The 17,377-nt window shown below is 53.1% G+C and carries 16 protein-coding genes and 1 pseudogene; 10 read left to right on the top strand and 7 right to left on the bottom strand.

Going from position 1 to position 17,377, the window contains the following annotated elements:
• Positions 1-394: 394 nt before the first annotated feature.
• The 8 genes from RBB29_RS16220 to RBB29_RS16255 all read left to right on the top strand — a co-directional run bounded on the left by RBB29_RS16220 (position 395) and on the right by RBB29_RS16255 (position 7,680).
• Positions 395-1,126, top strand: a complete 732-nt coding sequence (locus RBB29_RS16220) for a hypothetical protein (protein ID WP_306115076.1) — start codon at positions 395-397, stop codon at positions 1,124-1,126.
• Positions 1,127-1,278: 152 nt separating this feature from the next.
• Complete coding sequence (locus RBB29_RS16225) at positions 1,279-1,974, top strand: hypothetical protein (protein ID WP_306115077.1); 696 nt, start codon at positions 1,279-1,281, stop codon at positions 1,972-1,974.
• A 193-nt stretch (positions 1,975-2,167) separates the two neighbouring features.
• Complete coding sequence (locus RBB29_RS16230) at positions 2,168-3,202, top strand: IS110 family transposase (RefSeq protein ID WP_306115078.1); 1,035 nt, start codon at positions 2,168-2,170, stop codon at positions 3,200-3,202.
• Positions 3,203-3,634: 432 nt separating this feature from the next.
• Positions 3,635-3,883: a hypothetical protein gene (locus RBB29_RS16235; protein ID WP_306115079.1), complete on the top strand. Its 249-nt coding sequence runs from the start codon at positions 3,635-3,637 to the stop codon at positions 3,881-3,883.
• 198 nt (positions 3,884-4,081) lie between these two features.
• Entirely contained in the window at positions 4,082-4,594 is a 513-nt protein-coding gene (locus RBB29_RS16240; protein ID WP_306115080.1) for a hypothetical protein, read from the top strand.
• Between the two features lie 241 nt (positions 4,595-4,835).
• The gene (locus tag RBB29_RS16245; RefSeq protein WP_306115081.1) at positions 4,836-5,468 is read left to right on the top strand and encodes a tyrosine-type recombinase/integrase; all 633 of its coding nucleotides are present in this window, start codon (positions 4,836-4,838) and stop codon (positions 5,466-5,468) included.
• Positions 5,469-5,689: 221 nt separating this feature from the next.
• Positions 5,690-6,466, top strand: a complete 777-nt coding sequence (locus RBB29_RS16250; protein ID WP_306115082.1) for a hypothetical protein — start codon at positions 5,690-5,692, stop codon at positions 6,464-6,466.
• A gap of 29 nt (positions 6,467-6,495) precedes the next feature.
• Positions 6,496-7,680 (top strand): MFS transporter, encoded by a 1,185-nt coding sequence (locus RBB29_RS16255; RefSeq protein WP_306121185.1) that lies wholly within the window; start codon positions 6,496-6,498, stop codon positions 7,678-7,680.
• Between the two features lie 243 nt (positions 7,681-7,923).
• Here the strand turns inward: RBB29_RS16255 and RBB29_RS16260 are convergent, their stop codons facing one another.
• The 7 genes and pseudogenes from RBB29_RS16260 to RBB29_RS16290 form a co-directional block, all read right to left on the bottom strand.
• Positions 7,924-8,586, bottom strand: coding sequence for a tetratricopeptide repeat-containing protein (locus RBB29_RS16260; protein ID WP_306115084.1), 663 nt, complete (start codon positions 8,584-8,586; stop codon positions 7,924-7,926).
• Complete coding sequence (locus tag RBB29_RS16265; protein WP_306115085.1) at positions 8,537-9,244, bottom strand: ABC transporter ATP-binding protein; 708 nt, start codon at positions 9,242-9,244, stop codon at positions 8,537-8,539. Before RBB29_RS16265 ends, RBB29_RS16260 begins: the two co-directional genes overlap by 50 nt.
• A complete protein-coding gene (locus tag RBB29_RS16270; protein ID WP_306115086.1) occupies positions 9,234-10,001 on the bottom strand; it encodes an ABC transporter ATP-binding protein in 768 nt (255 codons plus the stop codon). The genes RBB29_RS16265 and RBB29_RS16270 overlap by 11 nt, the downstream gene beginning before the upstream one ends.
• A complete protein-coding gene (locus RBB29_RS16275; RefSeq protein ID WP_306115087.1) occupies positions 9,998-10,978 on the bottom strand; it encodes a branched-chain amino acid ABC transporter permease in 981 nt (326 codons plus the stop codon). Before RBB29_RS16275 ends, RBB29_RS16270 begins: the two co-directional genes overlap by 4 nt.
• Positions 10,971-11,840 (bottom strand): branched-chain amino acid ABC transporter permease, encoded by an 870-nt coding sequence (locus RBB29_RS16280; protein ID WP_306115088.1) that lies wholly within the window; start codon positions 11,838-11,840, stop codon positions 10,971-10,973. The genes RBB29_RS16275 and RBB29_RS16280 overlap by 8 nt, the downstream gene beginning before the upstream one ends.
• A gap of 64 nt (positions 11,841-11,904) precedes the next feature.
• Complete coding sequence (locus tag RBB29_RS16285; RefSeq protein WP_306115089.1) at positions 11,905-13,197, bottom strand: ABC transporter substrate-binding protein; 1,293 nt, start codon at positions 13,195-13,197, stop codon at positions 11,905-11,907.
• A gap of 517 nt (positions 13,198-13,714) precedes the next feature.
• Positions 13,715-14,056 (bottom strand): annotated as a pseudogene (locus RBB29_RS16290) (transposase); the annotation flags it as partial.
• A 453-nt stretch (positions 14,057-14,509) separates the two neighbouring features.
• Between RBB29_RS16290 and RBB29_RS16295 the strand changes: the two are divergent.
• Together RBB29_RS16295 and RBB29_RS16300 are read left to right on the top strand one after the other, a co-directional pair.
• Positions 14,510-15,787, top strand: a complete 1,278-nt coding sequence (locus RBB29_RS16295) for an adenylate/guanylate cyclase domain-containing protein (RefSeq protein ID WP_306115090.1) — start codon at positions 14,510-14,512, stop codon at positions 15,785-15,787.
• A 439-nt stretch (positions 15,788-16,226) separates the two neighbouring features.
• On the top strand, positions 16,227-17,228 hold the full coding sequence (locus RBB29_RS16300) for a pentapeptide repeat-containing protein (protein WP_306115091.1): 1,002 nt from the start codon (positions 16,227-16,229) through the stop codon (positions 17,226-17,228).
• The last annotated feature ends 149 nt before the right edge of the window (positions 17,229-17,377 follow it).

A 17,377-nucleotide genomic window follows, 5' to 3' on the forward strand; every position in this document is an offset into this window, starting at 1 on the left:
CTGTCATAGCTTCGAGTCAATCTCTTCCGGCTTCGGTCGCTTGTTTGCCATTCTTGGTCCTCCGTTTCTTAACCTTAACGGTGGACCCATTCAAATAGGGATGCTCAGCTGCATTAGCTATTTTCTGTTCCTTTGCTAAAACCTGGTTATCAATTGGTTTGTACTGCTTAGTAGCCTTAGTGTGAGGCTTCCGGTGGGCCTAGGTCGCCTGCTTCTCCATAATACCAGAACATCATTCACAACTGTCGCCACCACGTAGAAGCAAATTTGATCATGATAGTAATTTCACGGCGGCAATTTGGACGCTTCCAAATTTCGCCAGATAAGCGTCAACTTAGTTTCATATTATTCGGTGAGACTTGAATTTATTGAGTCGACATTAGGCATTTAGAATATGCGCAATCAACTTTTGGCAATCGGAACCAGTATATTAGCATTCATTGTAGTCCCATCCGGTTCACTTGCAGACATAGTTGATGACAACTTGTGGCTCGCCAGACAAATTTACTATCATTCTCGGCAAACACATGAGGTACATGAGATCAAGAGTGAAGTGTTGATTAGTTTTCAGAAAAACGATGTCGACGATGCTCCCGGTATCTCGTCAACAGATATTGAATACCTGGCCGCAATTCACGCCGCCGGTGGATGGGCGAGCACCCTATCACTTTTTCTTCGCAATGACTTAAATGCTGACTTTCAGGTAACTGTGGATGAGTTGAGACCAAGCTTTATCTACAATGCGCGTTCACCTCTCAAGTCGAATGGAATCAAAGTGATGCCCACAGCTGAACAAGTCGAGGAAATCGTATCAGCGAAGATAGAAGAAGCCATGGATGCAGATTTTAACGGCGACCGAGTTTTAACTGTAGATGAAATTCGATTGCGACATTCGCAGTTCAAACCTCAGCTCGGAAGACCAGCCATTCATCAAATTCTGGCCATGCTTCCCACACTTGATCTGGATGGCGATTTAGACGGTGCTGTAACTTTGGATGAGTTTTCAGGTTTCGCCGATATTGTTCTCGCACAAATGGATCGAGACGAAAACGGACACATTGACGAAGAAGAACGAAGGGCTTTTGAAAATCTCCTACACACGAAAGAAAAAGCTCAGCAGCAATAGTTGGACCTTTCGTCGACCGGCCGAATGAAAATCGTCAACCGCTCAATCTCGGTTGGTACTGCCTGTTTGTGTATTGAAATCCGGCCAAGGAATCCAAAGCTGCGAATGCGGCCAGATTTCAGTAAATTTGTGAACGCTCGCGTGATAAAGCAATGAATATGAAATCGTTTTTTTTGGTCGTGTCCTTGGTTTTCATTCTGCCTGCAATCGCATTGGCTGAAAGCTGGAACCAACTCCTGACTGTTGTGGTGGAAACACCTGCTGGCGATGTGCAGGCGAGTTCGATCAGTTCCGTAGATATAACGCCGCCCAGTGAGTTCTTCAAAGGCGATGTTGGGAATGCGACGATACTAACCTTTGGCGAGGCGTTCTTCGTCCAGATAACCAAGAGACGTCGATTGTTTGTTTTGGTGGACGGGATGGAATACTGGGCGATGTCGGCGTTGAGGGCTCAAGGAGCAAAGGGTAGCATGGCCAAAGTCGCGTCTGCGTTCGCGAATTTTAATGAAGTCATTCCGCTAAACGTAGGTGGGAGTCGGCGATACCATAGTTATCCGACTTTGATCGTTTTCGACGATGAAAACCGGCCTGAGACTGCTCGTATCATTCCTCCTGCTAATCTAGCGGCCGAATTTGGCACGGGTGTCCACCTTAAGGCCATGCTTATTCAGCGCACCAATCAGCCTGTGGCAAAAGGCGAAATCTACAGGACGCTTACCTGGCTTTCGGGATTTTCGGCAAACCGGTTGTGCGGTGCTGACAGAGAAAGTGAAGAAATTCCAGATTGCCGAAGAATCAAATTGTTCGATTTGATTACGTATAACCTGCATCGTGAGCTAACCAAATGACGTCATTCATGGGAAGTGCAGCATCTGTCAAAATGGGCTCGGTGCCGACCTTGGAGGCGGTGCAGCGTCGACCCAGTGTGAACCGCCGAGCTTGATCAACGACGGCCCAAAGCATGCGTAATTGGGCTGACCCTGAACTGAGGTCGAGCTCCCGTTAGGATCACAGGACATCTGTGGACAAGGGAGAAAGACAATGAAGTATTTTGCCGGGCTGGATGTGTCGCTGCGATCATGCGCGCTGTGCATTGTGGATACGAGGGGTGACGTTGTCCTGGAACGCGAGTTGGCATGCGATGTTGATGAGATTGCCGATTGTTTGACGAGCTTCCCGCATTCGATCATTCGGATCGGATTTGAGGCGGGCACCATGAGCCAGCATCTGTTCTATGGGCTTACGGACAATGGCTTTGATGTCGTCTGCATGGAAGCCCGTCAGGTAAGTGCCGCATTATCGGCGATGCGGAACAAGACGGACAGGAACGATGCCAGAGGCATTGCTCAGATCCTGAGAACTGGGTGGTTCAGCCCGGTTCACATGAAGAGCAGAGAGGCACATGGCACGCGCGCCCTGCTGAGTTGCCGCAAAGCCTTACTCAACAAAACAATCGATCTGGCAAACGAGGTTCGGGGGCTCTTGAAGATCTTCGGACTGCGCCTGCCCAAGACTGTCCAGCATGGCAGTTTCGATGACATCGTGCGTCCGTTGATCGAAGCTGATGACGTATTGGCTCACGCCATGTTGCCGCTTTTGGATGCCCGGCTTGAGATATATCGGCAGTTCCTCGATCTGGACCGCCGGGTCAAACATGCGGCCCGGAGTGACAACGTCTGTTTGCGGATGATGACAGTGCCAGGTGTCGGTCCTATAGCAGCACTGACCTTCAAGGCCGCCATTGATGATCCTGCGCGCTTCAAGAGATCCCGCACTGTCGCGGCACACTTTGGCCTGACGCCACGACGATACCAGTCGGGTGAGCATGACAATCCGGGGCGCATATCCAGAGCGGGCGATCGAGATGTTCGCGCAACTCTGTACGCTGCGGCCAATGCCCTTCTGATGCGAACCATGGCGGGGTCTCAAGTCAAATCCTGGGGGATGCGTCTGATGCGGACCAAAGGCCGACGTCGCGCTGTCGTCGCTGTTGCGCGCAAGCTGGCTGTTCTGCTTCATCGCATGTGGACAGATGGCACTGAGTTCCGTCCGGAAAAGGTGGAGGGCACAGCATGATCTGACCCGCCCAACACCAAAACCGAACGGGGTCGTCCTCACCGGACGAGGTTCGTGGATGAAGCCGAATATGTCTGCTGCGCAACGAGAAGCTCGTCCCTAAGCGAGGCTCTCTACTGCCAATCCGACACATGCGTGCAGCGATGTCCCACGCGGCATCAACTAGACTGCGAAGAGAAGCGTGACCCGGATGAGCGACAAATGCCCCTCGAGAAACAAGGAAAACGAGCTTGACCCAGACACCCAATTAGAGAAGCTGCCGTTCAGCGCTGGCACACGATTCTGCGCTTGCAGTCCGCTTTGCAGCCATTCGCTGTAAGCGCAAGATCTGGACCAGACCGAACTTACATTTCGCGGACAAAGCTGCCGTTCGTGCTGTCAATGTAAGTGCCACAAGGCTAAGGGTTGCCTTCAACCTCTGGAGACTGCGCGATGGAACTCGACAAAGAAACTGATTGGAACAGGCGTATGATAAACGCAGCGCATGACTTCGCTGAGATCATACGCAAGCTATGTGATGAAAATCCAAGCAAACTTGCTGATCCACTAACGCATGTCATGAACGACTTAATGACTGAGTTGTGGGACCGTGCTTTCAGCCAATCTGAAATCCGTCACGCGTTTCTTGAAGCGATTGATGATCTGGATCGCTATGCAGCCGGTGAAGAAAGGCGAAGCTAATAGTCGTCCACCGACAAATTTTTTTGTCTGCTTTGGGCTCAAAGCGGTCATCTGACAAGTTTGGTTGGTCTAACTTGTGCCGAAGGTCAGCAATGCGGACAAAGCGGACAATACTGAAGCGAAACAGCTTGTCCGTTGAAACGGGTCGCTACAAAGCCTAAGCTAGTTTTCTCTAGATGGAATCGGTCGACTTTCTCGATGACAAGAATTGGAAACTCGCTAGTTTTTGCTGCCGCGTTTGGAGTTTCAGTAGAGAGCACCGACGCACAACAAATTTTGGTTGAGACCGCCCCAATAGATCCACTTGATGTCTTCCCGCTGTGCATTACGAAAGAACAGACAAAGAGCTTTGTTGAATCTAACGAATGGTCGATGTCACAAACATCGGACCAAAGATGGGTTATTGATGAAACAGGCGTGATGCTTAGATTTTCGGACGGCAAGTTAGCCGGTGTCCAACACGAAAAGCCTAGTAACCTTGAAGAATTTACCAAGCTCGCGCATCGAAAACAGTTCTTTGGCGGGGCAAGAATTAACCCGGAAGTCGAATTCCACGCATTGCCAACAAATGGCGTCGGGCAATTGAGTATGGTTGTGGCAAAGTTTTACTTACCGGATTCCAGGAGAGTAATTTATCACGCAAGTAAATTGTCAGATAATTTTATTTTGATGACTGGTCACAATTCCCCGTCCGAATGCAGTGACGATTAACTTTCCGTGCAATATTACAATTTGTTTTCTTGACTAATTTTCGACCGGGTTGACGCCCATAAATAGTATTCCTTTCTGCTGCATTTTTTGCTGGTAGAGCGAGCCCCCGCGTCAAGAAATCACATTTACCGGCTTTCGACACCCAACTGGCTGGTAACGCGTCTTAGTAACCCCGTGGTATCCTTCGCCGTCAACGATGTGTTGACGGTGCTGGCGGGCGTGGCGGATTGGAGGATCAGCCATGGACATACCAAACTTACCAGCCATCCGCGCGCTCAGACCGGCCTGGAACAAGGGCCGCATCGTCGGTCAGAAGCGCCCACTGAAACTGAAACACGTCTGGGCCATCCGCGTTCGTCTTGAATTGGCAGAAAACCACCGGGACCTCGCCCTCTTCAACCTGGCCATCGACAGCAAGTTGCGCGGCTGCGATCTGGTCAAGATGAAGATTGCCGATGTTATGGCGGCTGGCCAGATCAAGGAGCGTGCATCCATTCTGCAAAGCAAAACCAACAAACCCGTTCGCTTCGAAATCATGGAAGGCACGCGAACATCGCTCGAACGCTGGATGGAAGATCCGCTGATGGTTGGATCCGAATACCTCTGGCCAGGGCGATTTCACGAACGACTTCACATCTCGACACGGCAATATGCCCGGATCGTCAGGGACTGGGTGACGTCCATCGGCCTGGAGGCAACAGCATACGGCACGCATTCAATGCGCCGGACGAAGGTCACACAGATTTACAAGAAAACAGGTAACCTGAGAGCGGTTCAACTGCTGCTGGGTCACACCAAGATGGACAGCACTGTCCAGTACCTGGGCGTCGAATTGGAGGATGCGCTAGCGATTGCAGAAGCGATCGAAATCTAAAGAGACGGGCCGCCCTCACAGGCGGCCCATACCAGACATTCGGCACCTGTCCGATTTCTCTTGCGGGCTTCCCGAAAGCCGACAGTCGTGCAGAGTGCGGCATTTTAATCATTCGACCGACCGATCAGAGGACGGAGGGAGAAGCCGATAAACGTGACTAACACATCGTTAACTAATTAATGGGAGGTTAACGGTCAGACCATGAAGAGAGGGCCAGTCGGATGGTGATGTCACCGAATAGACTATTTGAGTTGATAAAAAAACTTTCCGACACACTCAACGACCTTGAGCACGCGGGAATTCGAGTTGAGATAGGCGATGATTTCGCAAAGTACCGCACCTTGCGAGGCCAACTAACCGATCGTGGCCCGATTTACCCTATGTTCGATGTGGCGAGTTCGTACATAGATCACACCAACGGCTTCTGGATCTGCGGCTTTTCTCCATGCGGGGAATTGATTCACACGCAGGCTGTACGGCTTCTGGATCTGGACGGTGTTTCACTCGCCGAGCACCTGAAGACGCACCGTCACAAGTATATTACCCCGGATTCAACACCGGATCCCGATCTCACATTCTTTTCTGGTCCCGAAGCACTTCAGACGATCACAGGCAAGGTCTGTTATCAGGGCGAATTCTGGCTCCGCGCCAACGGCCTGGGTGGTCCGCGCAGCCAGGGTGCAACGTCACTGCTATCGCGTATCCTCCTTGAAATCATGGCCAGCGCCTGGAGCCCGTCTTACGTGTTTGCATTTGTTCCCAAAAAGCTGGCCGCCAAGGGAGCCCATCTGCGGTACGGCTATAGCCATTGTGAACCCGGCCACTGGTTGGGACCGGATCAGCAGGTAACCGAAGAAGATCACTTAATCTGGATGGGCGTCAACGATTTGGCAAACTTACTCGCAAGAGCACCCCAAAGCGTTCAGCGCGCAAATGGCGTAGCCGCGGTCCAGCTCACCTCTCCTCCCTTTGACATAAAAAAACATTTGGACGCATGAGAGGCAAGTCGGGTCAAAGGGCTTAATTGATGACATCCCATATACCGGATATTGAAAAGGTGGACCCAGTCGTTTTATCCTCACGAACGGCAGTTTTCGGTCCAGTTGCTGCATACATTGCGTTCGTCATGGAACTTACGCTGGTTCCGCTGCTACTGCCGACTATACAAATGCAATTCGGTCTTTCGATCGGTGAACTGACCTGGGTTTTCAACTCATATGGATCTGCAGTTGCGATCGGCGTTCTGCTTGGCGGCTGGTTCGGAGACACATTTGATACGAGAAGGGTCTTCAGTGTTGGCGTCACCTTTTTCGTCGCTGGATCACTGATTGTCGTCTCTGCAGACAATTTCCAGATGCTTATTGTTGGACGCACATTGCAAGGCTTTGGCAGTGGAATCTTTTCGCCACTTGTCCCCGTTCTACTGACGCGCGCTGCACCGCTAACACCGGGAAAAATGCTGATATTTTGGGGCAGTATCGCAGGCTATATTGCCGCTCTCGCGCCACTATTCTACGGCAACTTTCTTTCGGAGCACGGTTGGAGCATCGCGTTTATCCTTATTGCAGCGATAGCTATAGTCGCTTTGTTTTTCTCGAAAGACATACTTGTCACGAAGAACGACGTCCCGCACGCCCAACAAAAGCCTAACTACATTGAACTTTTTCGAAGCCGCGACCTCTGGCTGATGTTCGTCTATGTGTTTTGCACTTATGGATCCATTAGCTATTTCCTGTTCCGGCTGCCAATCGTCCTGTCCGAAAACGAAATCAAAACGTCAAGCATCGGCTTCGCACTGTCAGTTTTATGGCTGACATTCTCAGGTCTAAGCACTCTGTTGAGAAACAAGGTGGACGCACCTCATGTTAGAACAATAATGCTGATCGGCCCTCTCTTTATAGTCGTAGGGTTTCTGCTGTCCTACGTTAATGAAAACATGCTTTTCCTTTTATTGTCTTCGGTTTTCGTCGGTGCGGGGCTGGCATGCAGCAACGCACCGTCAACGCAATTGGTCTTAAAATTTGCACCAAAGGGTATGAGCGCGATTTCAACAAGTCTGGACATCACTTTTGCAAGATTAGGCGGGATAGCGACAGTTGCCATGCTCGCAAGGGTGGAGTTTGAATACACCGCCTCCGCGATATGTCTTTTGTGTTTTCTAGCAACTTTCTGTGCATTGGCCGCAAGCAAGGTCATCGACGAATGCACGTGATATCCATTAGATCTTTCCTTTGTTCCAAGGCGGCAATGCGACGGGAACCAATGTTGCCTTCGGCCCAAAGCAGTCATCCAATGACCGACTACGGTGCTGTAGTCGCAGTCCGCTTTGCAGACATTCGCCGCGTTCGCAAAATCCAGAGCCTCTCTAGTTCACGCTCAGCGGACATTTCCGCCGTTCCAATGATTGCTTGAACAGCTGTTTCAGCACACTTTGCGGAAAAGGTGGGTTTCGGGCCTAACTGTTCAGTCGTTGGGATGAGGGTCTCTTGATGGAATCAGGTGGGGGGCTATCAACAATAAGTAGGCACGCGCCGATAGCCTTGCGTGTGTCGTCGTACACAGTTGGCCGTTCCCCGATCCAGCGCGAATAGAGGCGGCACTCCGGCAGTTGATCCTGCTGGTAGTTCCCAATGGCGGCACGCACCTCGCTGGCGATCATGGATATTCGTTTGCGGAAATTGTCGTGATAGGTGTCGCGGTGCAGCGCCTCCATGCGCAGATGAAAGAGCGAACTCCGGGACCGTGGCGCAATCTGCATGTCGGCCACCGCCTGCCCGGACGCGCTGTCCCATATGGATACGGCTTTGGCGAAAAATGTTGCTGCCCTGACCGTCTTCCCGGCCTCTCTGGCCACAATAGCACGATTGACCAGAACCGTTGCACGGCGCAGGTCGCGGGCATCAAAACAAAGGCGCGCAACCCAGGACGCCCGGCGAAAACACATGGACGCAAGCGACTTCTCGCCCTTGAGCCATGCAGCATTTCCCGCAACCATCAGGTCTTCCCAAAGGATGTCCGCCCGACGCCATCCGGCAGCCAGGGCGACCTGCGCCTGCGGGTGCGAAAAATCAAATCCCCAGATACGCGGCGCGAACATGGTCGTTGTCATGTAGCTCATTTGCTGGTCCCTCCAGGGCCATGTTTCCGGTTTCCAGAACATAGGCGTGATCGGCCAGTTCCAGTGCCAGTTCGGCGTTCTGTTCCACCAGAACGACCGACAGGCCCTGCGCGTTGATCTCTTCAATGATCTGCGCGATTTCCTCGACAATCACCGGGGCGAGGCCCATCGACGGCTCATCCATCAGCAGAAGTTTTGGCGCGGACATCAGGGCACGCCCGATGGCCAGCATCTGCTGCTCTCCGCCGGACATGGTTTTGGCCATCTGACGACGGCGTTCGCGCAAGCGGGGGAACCGTCCAAAAACCGTTTCGAGAACGTTTTCAACCGCATCCTTGTCACGGCGCAGGAAGGCACCGGTGCGCAGATTCTCTTCAACCGTCATGTCGGGAAAAATGCGCCGGCCTTCGGGGACGTGGGCAATTCCCCGGGCGACGACTTTGTCGCTGGACAGGCCATCCACACGGTCGCCGTTGAAGTGGATCTCGCCGCTGGTCAGTGGCACCATCCCCGACATCGCCCGCAATGTTGTGGTCTTGCCGGCGCCATTGCCGCCAATGATCGTGACAATGCCGCCCTCGGGCACGCTGATCGAAATATCGCGCACTGCCGATACCTTGCCGTAACTGACCGAGATATCCTTCATCTCAAGCAACATGGCGGGCGCCCCCAAGATAGGCTTCGATCACGGCGGGGTGGTTGCGGATCTCCTCGGGGCCACCCTCGGCAAGGAACTTGCCGAAACTCATGCAGGTGATGGTGTCGCAAAGCCCCATGATCGCCTGCATGTCATGCTCGACGATCAGGATGGTGATGCCGTCCTCGCGCAGCTTGCGCATCAGGTCCATCATTCCCTTCGTCTCCTCAGGGTTCATGCCGGTGAATGGCTCGTCCAGCAGCATCACATCCGGATGGCTGGCATAGGCCACGGCCATGCCGAGGGCGCGTTGATGACCGTGGCTCAGGTCACCGGCCAGGTCGTCCTTGAGGTGATCGAGGCCAAAGAACTCAAGTGCCTCGCTGGCCCGCGCCGCGGCACCGCGCCGGTCTTCGTGATCCCAGCCGATGATGGCGGCAAAGATATTGGGGCGGAACGGCATATGCGTGCCGACAAGGGCGTTCTCCATCACCGTCAATTCGGCGAAAAGCGTCGAATGCTGAAAGGTCCGCACCACGCCGCGCCGCGCAACCTCGTGCATCTTGAGGCCCGAGATGTCTTCGCCCCTGAGCCGCACCTGCCCCTCGGTCGGTTTGTAAAACCCCGAGATCATGTTGAACGTCGTGGTCTTGCCCGCACCGTTGGGCCCGATCAGCCCGTGGATCTCGCCGTGGTTGACCTTGAAGCTGAGGCCGTCAACGGCCGTCAGTCCGCCAAATCGCATGGTCAGGTTATCGACCTCCAGAAACTGGGTCATGTCTTGGCCTCCTGTCCGGTAGCGCCATCCGTGGCTCTCCGGCTGATGAGTTTCTGCACGACACTTTCAAGGCCCTTGGGCATGAAGAGGATCGACAGGATCATGATCGCCCCATAGATCAGCGGGCGCATCTGCTCGAACCCCAACTCGCGCAGAACGATTTCGTTGATAACGGTCAGGACAATGCACCCCAGAATGGGGCCGTAAAACGTGCCGGTGCCACCAACGATGGCCCATGTCAGCACGAAAACCATGACCTCGACATCGAAGCTGTTGGGATTGATCGTGCCGACGTAATGCGCCAGCAGCGCGCCGCTGATCCCGGCAAAGCCGCTGGCGATGGCAAAGGCCAGCGTCCGGTAAGCGCGCAGGTTCACGCCCGATGCCTCGGCCAGCTTGTCCTGCCAATGGACCGCATGAAAAGTCAGGCCCACGGGGCTGCGTTCGATCCGCCACAATATCCAGAGGCAGACCACCACGACGGCGCCCGAAAGATAGTAATAACTGACCGGTTCGAAGAAATCGAAATCGTAGATGCCGATGGAAAAGTCCGGCATCGGGTCGATCCCCTTGATGCCCTTTGGTCCACCGAACGGGTCGCGGAAGCGTTTCCAGAGCAGGCGGATGATCTCGCCCGCCGCGAAGGAGCCGATCAGGAAATAGAACCCCTTCATCCGGAAGAGCGGAAAGCTGAGCAGCACCGCCAGGAGCGCCGCCGTGATACCGCCCAGCAGAATTGAGACCGGCACGAATATCCCCAATTCCTTGGTGAAAAGCGCGCTGGCATAGGCCCCCACCCCCATGATGACCACATGCCCGAGCGACCATTCGCCCGTTAGGGTCAGCAACCGGTAGCTGGAGACCAGCAGGACATTGATCGTGAGGAAGACGAGGATTTCCTGCTGCGAGAAGCTAAGGAAATGCGGCAGGGCAATCAGGGCCGCCGCACCGGCCAGGAAGATCAGGAGGTTACGCACGATCCGCGCTCCCAAAAAGACCGGTGGGTTTGACGATGAGTACCAGCAGCATGAGGCTCAGCCCGGTGATATCGGCAATCACCCCGTCGAAAAAGGTGGTGACGAAGGTGTGCACAAACGCATAGGCGACCGACGCTACGATGGCCCCTTCAAGCGATCCGACCCCGCCGACGATGATGACGATAAACGCGGTCACGATCACCGAATGGCCCATATGCGGGTTGACCGACACCAAGGGCGCGGTCATCGCCCCCGCAATCCCCGCCAGGCCCGCACCGATGAACATGGCGATCCGCGCGGTCTGATTGATCGAGATCCCTTGCAAGGCTGCCGCTTCGGGGTCTTGGGCCGCTGCGCGCAAGGCCCAGCCAAAGCGGGTCTTCTTGAGGAAGATCCAGAGCGCCGACAACAATACGACCGCCGCGACAATCACGAATAGACGAGAGAGCGGCAGCCGTACACGCTCGGAAAACTCGATGACATGTTGGGTGACGGGCGGGATATGCTCCATGCGCACGCCAAAGCCCATGACCGCCAGCGATTGCAGGATCATCAGGAAACCGATCGAGGCGACCAACCCACCCAGCGGATTATCCCGAAGCGGTCGGAACAGCGCACGTTCCATCGCAAGGCCGAGGCAGCCGACAAACATCATACCCACCGCAACAGCCAGAAAGAACGGGATCTGGAAGTCGGTATAGAGCAGGACCACCGCATAGGCCCCTGCCATGTAAAGCTCGCCATGGGCGAAGTTCACCACGCCCATCACGCCGAAGATCAGTACAAGACCGACAGCAATAAGCGAAATATAAGAAGCGGCATAGACGGCGTTCAGGCCGGTCTGCGCAAGAAGGTCCAGCATCGTAGGCTCTCAATTCAGGAATGGCCGGGGCGGCGCGGGGAGAGCGCCACCCCGAGGGAAAGGATCAGCCGCGCTGATCCCACATCTGGTCATATGCCTTCATATGCTTGACCAGAAGATCGCCATGTTTCTCGTACCAGGTCGGGATGTTGCCAAAACCCTTGATCCGGGCCTTGCCGCTTTCGATCGCCACGACGGGCCAGTCACCGACCAGCGCATTGTCGATCCCGAAAAGCTCGGTGCCCCACCATTTGGCATCGCCGAAGGCGTGTTTGCCGGTGCCGCCTTCCTTCATCGCGGTGATCACCGCGTCCGGCTCGGCAGATCCGGCCTTCTCGGCGGCGGCCTTCCAGAGATCCATGATCGAGGCATATTCCCAGCTCACCGCGCCCCATTGACCCGGGAAGCGTTTGTTGAACTCGAAATAGAACCCGTTGGGATCATCGAAATTGATGTTTTCGGCGTTGAGTGCCGGGTCATCGAAATCTGGGAACTGGAACACCATGCCTTCGAGGAACTCTTCGGACGTCTTTTCGATCATCTGGTCATAGAAGTCTGCGGTGCAACTGATGATCTGGCCTTCGTATCCCTGCTGGAAAAGCTGCTCGGCAATCGGGTGCACGTAGTCAGAATAGCAGGTGTCGAGACAGACGATGTCGGGGTTGCCCGAAATCAGCTTGGTCACCACCGGTGCGAAATCCGTTGTCGCCGGGTCAAAGAGCAGCGGATCGTCCAGCATCTCGATACCTGCTGCCTCGAAGGCTGCCAGATATGTCGCCACCGACGGCAGGCCAAGCGCATCGTCCTGCGCGCACATCACGGCAGTTTTCAGTTCAGGCTTGTTGGCCGCCAGCCATTCGACGCCGGTCACGTTGTAGATCGGATGAACCTCGGCTGGCGCGATCAATGTGGTTGTGTCGGGGCTGAGGTCGCTGGGCAGGAGCGTCGAGAACAACATGCCGGTCTTGTCGGCCACTGGCTGTACCCCGGGCCAGGTATCGCCACCCAGCATCATGATGAAGCTAACGCCGTCCTCGCGGATCAGCTTGGTTGCACCGGTGCGTGCCTTGGCGGGATCGTATTCGTTATCATATCCCACGAACTCCACCTGATAGCTGCCATCCGCCAGCGTAATCCCTCCGGCGGCGTTGATCCGCTCGGCCCAGATTTCACACCCGTCCAGCCCGGGTTTGCCCCACGCCGCTACCGGGCCGGTCAATGGCGCCAGGAACCCGATTCTAATCACTTTGTCTGCCGCCAGGGCGGCCCGAGGCATGCTGCTGGCCGCCGCCGCAGCCGCTGACGATTTCAGGAATGTGCGGCGCGTCAGCCCTGATTTGACAATCATTGAAAACATTGAATTTCTCCCGTGTTGAAACGCCCGTTTGCCGAGCAAATTTTTGTGGAAGCCATTCGATGCAGGTGCATCCTCACATCAGAATATAATATACCAATTTTTTGCAATTGGTTGGCCTCATGACAACTGGCTAGCAGGTTTAAGCTAATTTGCCAATAAAATTGGTTCTTTTTTTGGGTAATTGGTATTTTTGGTATATTTTTGGTCGAAAAATTAGGCCAGAGCTTACGATTATCTAGCTCTGCCAAGACCAAGCAGCGGGCGCAAAAATTCTCTTTCTCGCTTTAGCATGGGCCAATCGATTTGCTTTCGCTAACATGGTCAGCCGATGTCTATTTCGATCGCAGCGATGGCATTCTGAAGGAAAGGAGAAAAACCACGGAAAGAACACTGAAACAGCGACGCTTGCTCAACCTTGGGCGCGCCGCGTAACATCACAATCTATGAGCCAGAACATCTTAAACGCTGTCAGCTCAATCGGACCACTTCATGTGATGACGGACACCCCGAGCATGCTTTTTTTGAGCAGGCGGTTTTTCAGGGTGAGGTCGGCAACGGCCTCCTTCAGGGCCGACGCCTCGGCCCGCAATTCCTTCACTTCGGGGCTTGACGCTTGCCTGGCTGTATCGCCGGCCAGCCGCTTCTTCCCTGCTTCCAGGAACTCCTTGGACCACGAGTAATACAGACTCGTGGCGATCCCCTCGCGCCGGCACAAAGCGGCGATGCTCTCCTCGCCCCGCAGGCCCTCCAAAACAATGCGGATCTTCTCTTCCGCCGAATGGAGCTTCCGCGTCTTGCGGCGAATGTCTTTGACGACCCGATCGGCCGTCGGTTTGTCAGTTCCAGCTTTCCGTCTCATCTTCACTCCTTGATGGTTCAGATGAGCCAGAAACCTTCCGTTATGCAAATCCTCTAATCAGGCCCACAGGTGCTGATGTCAGACACACTGCCTCAACTGCACACCTTTATGGCAGCAGCTCGTCGGCAATCCTCACCTCCAAGCTCTATTCAAACTGTCCCTTTGGTACTAAAATAGGACAAAGCTGCCACCCCCTAAACCTCAGAAAAATATCTGAAGCTTTCGACGACTGTACGTTCGCATGCGTTTTTTGCCATAGACTTTTTAACCTTGTATCGCCCAATATCTAACTATTGAGAAAACACGCATTCTAACAAATGAATTAGCATCGGAAGAAGGATCAGCGAAAAACGAAGCTTGCTTCATCGCACAACCACCGCATAATCGGCAGATCGAGATGGGTCAGCCTTTGTTTTTTGGGCATATGCCCATCTATCCTTAATAACCCTGACGATGGAATTCAGTTCTTTCATGCCATTGAGAAAAGTATTGGATCGAGTGCTACTGAGATTTCCCGGCCATCGTCTGGAGAGGGATTTCGCAGAGGACTATGTCGAACGATTTGTGCCCCAGCTTCAAATTGCTCTGGGTTTAACCGCTCTTGTTTTAATCAGTGACATCATCGTTGATATTTTATTGTATCCGGCTGAGTCAGCGCGTGCGAACTACGTAAGGGGGTTTGTCGTTCTTCCCTGTATCGCATCGGCTTTTGCCGTGTCGTTTGCACGGTCTGTTCGACCACATCTTGAGTTGTTGTTTTCTGCTATCATCCTCATTGGATCATCAGGTTTGTTTTGGGGGTTGCTGATACTTGATCAAGACGGTGGGCTTGGCCTGACCTCAGGCGCCGGTGTCATAAACTATGTTTTTGTTATCCTTCTCCTTTTTCTCATTTCGGGCATGCGATTTAAATTTGCGCTTTGGACAGGAGTGGCGCTGACGACTGTTTTTGTTGGATTTACGTACAAAGGCCTAAGTACTGAACCAACGAAATTTTACGCGTACAGCTACCACATTCTTTCAATGTTCGTTCTCAGCGCATTCCTTGGTTATTGGCGCGAGTGGTTTGTTCGCCAAGTCTATCAATTCAATGTCGAACTTGACCATGAACGTGCCCAGACAGAAAGCATGCTGCACGAGCTTATCCCAAAACGGATCGTTGCTGCGCTTAAAACTCGGGCTCCTCCAATCGCAGAACCGATTGGTGAAGCAACCGTGATATTCGCAGACATACAAGGTTTCACAGGGTTAACCAATCAGTTGGGGCCTGAGCATCTTTTGGAGGTATTGGACGAGCTGTTCGGGGCTTTTGATTCAGCGACTGACGAACATAGAATCGACAAAGTGAAGATTATTGGAGACTGTTATATGGCGGTTTCCCCATCAAAATCTGGAAAAGATGCCGCATTCCACGCAATCGAATGTGGACAGCAATGGCAAAAATCGGCCGTAGAAATTGGGGACTCACTGAATATACCGCTTCAGCTCAGGATAGGAATTCACACAGGTTCCATAATTGGAGGAGTCATTGGATCCAGGCGGTGGGCCTACGATTATTGGGGAAACACTGTAAATGTAGCAAGTCGCATTCAGACGGCAGCCGACCCAGGTGAGATGCTAATTTCCGAAACCACCTATAACCGTGTCAGACCGAAAATCGGTGAACTCTCCAACAGAGAAGTGGAGTTGAGAGGTATAGGTAAAATGACGTGCTACAGTTACCCAGTTTGATGATCGACTGGTCTGCCGAAGCCGCAGCCCTTTGCGTGTGATTTATCGGTCAAAATGACCTTTCGGCACACGTTGATCGAACGTTTGTTTAGGGTTCAGAGCGGACATAGGAGCAAGCGCGGCATCAGAATGTTGGGCCAGATTATCTTCGATGAGGACGGCCCGAAGCCGACATCCAGCCGCAATCTGCGATTCTGCGGTCGCAGCCTACTTTCCGGACTTTCGCTGCGAACGCCAAATCTAATGCGGGTCGACTTCAGACATCGCCCCAATGCTGCTAGGGTTCTCTTTCGATTGTGTGACCGTTTTTGTCGTTGAGTGGGTTCGAGGTTGCTTTAGTACATAATGCGTAGAACTTCGTTTCGATAATCGGGCTCAATTTCAACTAGACTTAACACGCTGAGGTTTGATGCTAACCACGGGACGGGAGTTTTCATTGATGGCTTTTGATAACAAACTCATTCATCTCTCCATTGGGGCTGCGACCGGGGCAGTTCTCGCTTTAGCGCTGGCGGTCGTTGCACTCGATCTCGCGCAGCTTCCCAAGTTATGGGCCTACGTGTTCCTTGGCCTTATCTGTCTCGTAATTGCAGTAAACGTATTCCTATTGTTTTGGGGGAGGCGTGTTACCGATGCCTTTTTTGGCGTAACCTCTGATCAAATCCAAGATGTCTTCGAAGAAGCAGCAAAAGACGTGGAAGCTGGTGCTTTCGGTGACTTGATAAAGACAAAGGCCCCCATAATCTTGAGCAGCTTCGCAGCTTTTCGCGCGCGAATGATATCTGTTTTTCTTTTGTTGGCGCTATTGGGCGAATTGGTTCTCGTGGTCCAAGTAGCCGCCCTCATCGAACAAACAAACGCAATCAAGACGCAGACCGAACGGCTTGCTCAACAGACCCTTCGTGATTTGTTTTGGCAACTTCACAACGATGCTGAGCATACGAACCAGGTTCGCGCTTTCCGAGAGCTGTTGATAATCGGCCAAATTGAATTCAGCAATTTTAGGTTTCGAAACACTGATCTATCGGGCATGAACCTACCGAACGTGCGATTTAGTAGTTCTGACTTTGGAGGTTCGCTCTTTGTCGGCACGACTATGTTGAATGCATCAATTGAGCGGACCAACCTACGTGGTAGCGATTTCTCAAAATCAACGATCCAAGGGACTTTTGAGGGTTCGAATTTCGCCGAAGTCAATTTTTCAGGAGCTTCCTTAAGTGGTAACTTCAACCAAGCCGATTTCGCTCTGGCGGATCTAACCGGCGCATCTCTAGAAGGTGCGTCTTTTGAGGGTACGAATTTCACGGGCGCAGTTGTCACGCCCGATGTTTTAGCGAAGTCACATCACCTTCAAAACGCGGTCGGTATACCACAAGATGTTATGGTCCAGGTTAAGCAGCTTAACCCTGAACTTCTTAGGTTTTGGGAACCAAACAATTGAAAGAACCGCGCAGGTCGGCCCAAAGCGGTCACTCGCAAAAGCACCTTGATGCTGCGTTCGCAGCCCGTATTGCGGATGGGGTGGATGGCTCCTGCTCCCCCGGCGTCGCGATGCGCCATACTGCAGTTGTCTATCACTGCTAGGAAAGG

The organism is Roseovarius sp. MMSF_3359 (assembly GCF_030733385.1).
Classification (GTDB): Bacteria; Pseudomonadota; Alphaproteobacteria; order Rhodobacterales; family Rhodobacteraceae; genus Roseovarius.

Coding starts and splice junctions, on each gene's coding strand:
- RBB29_RS16220 (WP_306115076.1), top strand. CDS start 395: ATGCGCAATCAACTTTTGGCAATCGGAACCAGTATATTAGCATTCATT.
- RBB29_RS16225 (WP_306115077.1), top strand. CDS start 1,279: ATGAATATGAAATCGTTTTTTTTGGTCGTGTCCTTGGTTTTCATTCTG.
- RBB29_RS16230 (WP_306115078.1), top strand. CDS start 2,168: ATGAAGTATTTTGCCGGGCTGGATGTGTCGCTGCGATCATGCGCGCTG.
- RBB29_RS16250 (WP_306115082.1), top strand. CDS start 5,690: ATGGTGATGTCACCGAATAGACTATTTGAGTTGATAAAAAAACTTTCC.
- RBB29_RS16245 (WP_306115081.1), top strand. CDS start 4,836: ATGGACATACCAAACTTACCAGCCATCCGCGCGCTCAGACCGGCCTGG.
- RBB29_RS16265 (WP_306115085.1), bottom strand. CDS start 9,244: ATGTTGCTTGAGATGAAGGATATCTCGGTCAGTTACGGCAAGGTATCG.
- RBB29_RS16240 (WP_306115080.1), top strand. CDS start 4,082: ATGACAAGAATTGGAAACTCGCTAGTTTTTGCTGCCGCGTTTGGAGTT.
- RBB29_RS16280 (WP_306115088.1), bottom strand. CDS start 11,840: ATGCTGGACCTTCTTGCGCAGACCGGCCTGAACGCCGTCTATGCCGCT.
- RBB29_RS16300 (WP_306115091.1), top strand. CDS start 16,227: ATGGCTTTTGATAACAAACTCATTCATCTCTCCATTGGGGCTGCGACC.
- RBB29_RS16270 (WP_306115086.1), bottom strand. CDS start 10,001: ATGACCCAGTTTCTGGAGGTCGATAACCTGACCATGCGATTTGGCGGA.
- RBB29_RS16235 (WP_306115079.1), top strand. CDS start 3,635: ATGGAACTCGACAAAGAAACTGATTGGAACAGGCGTATGATAAACGCA.
- RBB29_RS16260 (WP_306115084.1), bottom strand. CDS start 8,586: ATGAGCTACATGACAACGACCATGTTCGCGCCGCGTATCTGGGGATTT.
- RBB29_RS16295 (WP_306115090.1), top strand. CDS start 14,510: ATGGAATTCAGTTCTTTCATGCCATTGAGAAAAGTATTGGATCGAGTG.
- RBB29_RS16285 (WP_306115089.1), bottom strand. CDS start 13,197: ATGTTTTCAATGATTGTCAAATCAGGGCTGACGCGCCGCACATTCCTG.
- RBB29_RS16255 (WP_306121185.1), top strand. CDS start 6,496: ATGACATCCCATATACCGGATATTGAAAAGGTGGACCCAGTCGTTTTA.